General features: G+C 69.6%; 3 protein-coding genes. All 3 read left to right on the forward strand.

Features of this window, described 5'->3' with window-relative positions:
• The coding region (locus ACFE7U_RS05680; protein ID WP_375408760.1) for a PRC-barrel domain-containing protein at window positions 1–661 on the forward strand (661 nt) is incomplete at its 5' end.
• Window positions 658–2,001 carry an MFS transporter gene (locus tag ACFE7U_RS05685; protein ID WP_375408761.1) on the forward strand — a complete coding sequence of 448 codons (1,344 nt, stop codon included), beginning with the start codon at window positions 658–660 and terminating at the stop codon, window positions 1,999–2,001. The genes ACFE7U_RS05680 and ACFE7U_RS05685, both read left to right, overlap by 4 nt.
• A gap of 256 nt (window positions 2,002–2,257) precedes the next feature.
• Complete coding sequence (locus tag ACFE7U_RS05690; RefSeq protein WP_375408784.1) at window positions 2,258–4,021, forward strand: ABC transporter ATP-binding protein; 1,764 nt, start codon at window positions 2,258–2,260, stop codon at window positions 4,019–4,021.
• Window positions 4,022–4,024 lie beyond the last annotated feature (3 nt).

Below are 4,024 nucleotides of genomic sequence, written 5' to 3' on the forward strand. Positions count from 1 at the left end.
GGGCACCACCGCCCAGGCTCAGAGCCCTTCACCGTCGGGACCCGTCGACCCGCCGGCCGCGCCGCAGGCGGGCGCCCCGCAAGGACCCGTTCCGGCGCCAGGGCCGGCGACCTCTCCGCCTGCCGTCCAAGCGCCTGCCGCGACCCAACAAGTGCCCGCGCCGGCGCAACCTCCCGCCACGCCCGCCGGCACTCCCGCCACGGTGCTCGATACCCAGGATTACGAGGGCATCCTCGGCAAGGGCGTGCGTAATGCCGCCGGCGAGGACATGGGCCGGATCATCGACATCGTCCTTGACAAGGACGGTCGCCCCCGGGCCGCGATCATCGATTTCGGCGGGTTCCTCGGGGTCGGTTCGCGCAAGATCGCCGTGGACTGGCGCACCATGCGCTTCAGCCAGGAAGGCAAGCCCGGCCGCCCGGTGCTGCAGCTGACCCGCAACCAGGTCCGGGTCTCCCCGGAATACAAGCCGGGCGAGCCGATCGTGGTGCTCGGCCCTGCGAGCCCGAGTGCCCCGGCCGATGCCGAGCAGGCCGCGGCCGCCCCGCCCACCGCCGCACCTGCCGGCGCCACACCCGCGCCGCCTCCGGTCGCGCCTGCTTCCGACAAGCCCGCCGCGGCGGCACCGGACAAGCCGCCGGAGAAGGCCCCGGATCGATGACGGCACCACGTTCGTACCACCGTCGCGCCGTGGTGCCGCGCGACCCGCCCCGGGCCGAGGTTCGGCCGCGTCCCCTACCCCGACGCGACGCGCCTGCCGAGGCGGCAGCGGAGACCAGCCCCGACATGATCGCGACCGATCGCGCGAGCAGGCGGGGCCTCGACGGCTTCACGTTCTTCGTCGCCAACCTCCAGACCGGCTTCGGCCCCTTCCTGGCGGTTTATTTCACCCAGGCGAGCTGGACCCAGTCCGACATCGGCTTCGCACTCACCGTCGGCAGCCTCGTCAGCCTGCTCGGCCAGGTGCCGGGCGGGGCCTTCGTCGATGCGGTTCGCTCGCGTCGCTTCGCGGCCGGCATCTCCGTCGCCATGATCGCCGGCAGCGCCTTCGCGCTGGCGATGTGGCCGAGCTTCCTCGTCGTGCTGCTGGCCATGGCCCTCCATTCGGCGGCGAGCTGCATCCTGACGCCGGCCATCGCGGCCATCAGCATCGGCCTCGTCGGCCATGCCCGTGCCGGCGAGCGCCTGGGACGCAACGCGAGCTTCTCTGCGCTCGGCAACGCGGTCGCCGCCGCCGTGATGGGCGCCTGCGGCTACTACATCTCCAACGACGCGGTGTTCTACTTCACGGCCGCCCTGATGATCCCGACTCTGGTCGCCCTCTCCTTCGTGCGACCGCCCTCAATGCGCCCGGCCGAGCCGAACGCCCGCCGTCAGCCGGAGCGCGACGACCGCGCCGCCCGGCCCGAGGGCAGCATCCGCGCGCTGCTCACGAACCGGGCACTGATCTGCTTCGCGGCCTGCATGACGCTATTCTTCCTGGCCAACGCCGCCATGCTGCCCCTGGTGGGCAGCATGCTGACGCGGCGCGCCAGCGAGACCGCGACCGTGCTGATCGCGGCCTGCATCGTAGTGCCTCAGGTGGTGCTGGCCCTGACCGGGCCGGCGATCGGACGCGCGGCCGAACGATGGGGCCGGCGCCCGCTGCTGCTCCTCGGCTTTGCCGCACTCCCGATTCGCGGCCTGCTGTTCGCCTATACGGAAAGCCCCGAACTACTCGTGGCGATTCAGATCTTTGACGGCATTTCGGCTGCGGTGTTCGGCGTGATGGTGCCTCTCGTCGTGTCGGACGCCACCCGCTACACCGGCCGCTTCAACATGGCGCTCGGCGCGGTCGGCACCGCCATGGGGATCGGCGCGGCGCTCTCGACCTCGCTCGCGGGCGTCATGGCGGACAAGCTCGGCAGCCAGAGCGCCTTCCTCGGCCTCGCCATCGTCGGCTTCGCGGGCTTCGCGTTGCTGGCGCTGATCATGCCGGAGACGAGGCGCGAGCCGTCGTGAGCACCCGTCGCCGCATGGCCGCCCCGGACAGCCCGGCGGCACCGAATTCGCTTGCCGCTCAACTGGCGTTCAGGTTTCGACACTATAACGGCTCGAGCTTGACGGTGGCCTGCAACACTTGGGTGTGGTTCGCGTTGCGAATTTGGGGGCACGGTCGAGGCGGCCTTGGCCAGACGTCGTGGCCGAGCGCACCGCCGCACGTGATCCGCCGGCCTAAGTCGAGGTCCGCATGACAAAATCCGGGATGGTCACCGCGATGGAAGACCTCTGCGTCTATGCCGATCGGCCTTTCGCTTTCGTGGGGCGCTATCTCAGGCGCCGTGCCTTGCCGCATGCCGTGATCCTCTGCGCGGTCCTGGGCGCCGTCGGGTTCTCGGTCAGTACGGACTATGCCCTGAAGGGCGTCGTCGATGCCTTGAGCAAGGGTCCCGATGCCGGGCTGATCTGGAGCGCGCTCGCGATCCTCATCGCCTTCATCGCGGCCGACAACATGCTCTGGCGCGTGGCGAGCCTCGTCGGCTCGTTCACCTTCGTGGGCGTGACGGGCGACATCCGCCGCGATCTCTTCCGCCACATGACCGGGCATTCCCCCTCGTTCTTCGCCGACCGCCAGCCCGGGACCCTGGCGTCGCGCATCACGGCGACCTCGAACGCGATCTTCACGGTCGAGAACATGTTCGTGTTCAACGTGTTGCCGCCCTGCATCGCGGCGATCGGCTCGATCCTCTACATCGCCACCGTCAGCGTCACGATGGCGCTCGTGCTCGCCGGCATCTTCGGCGCCGTCGTCCTCCTGATGTTCAAGATGGCGGCGGCGGGCAAGCCCCTGCACCACGACTTCGCCGCCAAGGCGGCGAGCGTCGACGGCGAGATGGTCGACCTCGTCGGCAACATGCCCCTGGTGCGCGCCTTCTCGGCGTTCAAGCGCGAATACCACCGCTTCGACGGGACGATCGGGGTCGAGATGAACTCGCGCCGCTCCTCGCTCCTCTACCTCGAGAAGCTGCGCATCGTTCACGCGATCCTGACCATCTTCGCGGTGCTCGGCCTGCTCTACTGGGCGATCACCCTGTGGGAGGCCGGACAGGCGACGAACGGGCAGGTCGTGCTCGTCTGCACCCTGGGCATCCGCATCCTCGCCGCCACCCGCGACCTCGCGGTGGCGCTGGTCGACGTCACACAGCACACCGCCCGGCTCTCGGAGGCCCTCCACACCCTGCTGCAGCCGCACGACCTGATCGACCATCCCGAAGCGATGCCGCTCGCCGGCACCACCGGGGCGGAACTGAACTTCGACCACGTCGCCTTCGCCTACCCGGACGGGCGCGCCGTGTTCACCGATTTCGACCTCGTCATCGAGCCGGGCCAGCGCATCGGCCTCGTCGGCAAGTCGGGCGGCGGCAAGTCGACGATCTTCTCGCTGCTGCAGCGCTTCTACGAGGTCCAGGGTGGGCGCATCCTCATCAACGGCCAGGACATCAACCGCGTGACGCAGGACAGCTTGCGCGAGGCCATCACGGTGGTGCCCCAGGACGTCTCGATGTTCCACCGGACGCTTCGCGAGAACATCCGCTACGGCCGGCCCGACGCGTCGGACGAGGACGTCTGGAAGGCGGCGGAAGCGGCCCATTGCACCGACTTCATCCAGGCCCTGCCGGAAGGCTTCGACACCATCGTCGGCGATCGCGGCGTGAAGCTCTCGGGCGGCCAGCGTCAGCGCATCGCCATCGCGCGGGCCATCCTGAAGGATTCCCCGATCCTGCTCCTCGACGAGGCAACTTCGGCCCTCGACGCCGAATCCGAGGAAGCGATCCGCCATGCGCTCGCCAACCTCATGAAGGGCCGCACCGTCATCGCCATCGCCCACCGGCTCTCGACGCTGAAGGACTTCGACCGGATCGTGGTGCTCGAGGGCGGCCGCATCATCCAGGACGGCTCCCCGGACCGGCTGACCCATCTCGACGGGTTCTACCGCGAGCTGATGAAGAAGGAATCGATGTCGCTGTCCGCCGCGGCGTGAATG

The organism is uncultured Methylobacterium sp. (assembly GCF_964251405.1).
In the GTDB taxonomy this organism is placed as follows: Bacteria; Pseudomonadota; Alphaproteobacteria; order Rhizobiales; family Beijerinckiaceae; genus Methylobacterium.

Coding starts and splice junctions, on each gene's coding strand:
- ACFE7U_RS05685 (WP_375408761.1), top strand. CDS start 658: ATGACGGCACCACGTTCGTACCACCGTCGCGCCGTGGTGCCGCGCGAC.
- ACFE7U_RS05690 (WP_375408784.1), top strand. CDS start 2,258: ATGGAAGACCTCTGCGTCTATGCCGATCGGCCTTTCGCTTTCGTGGGG.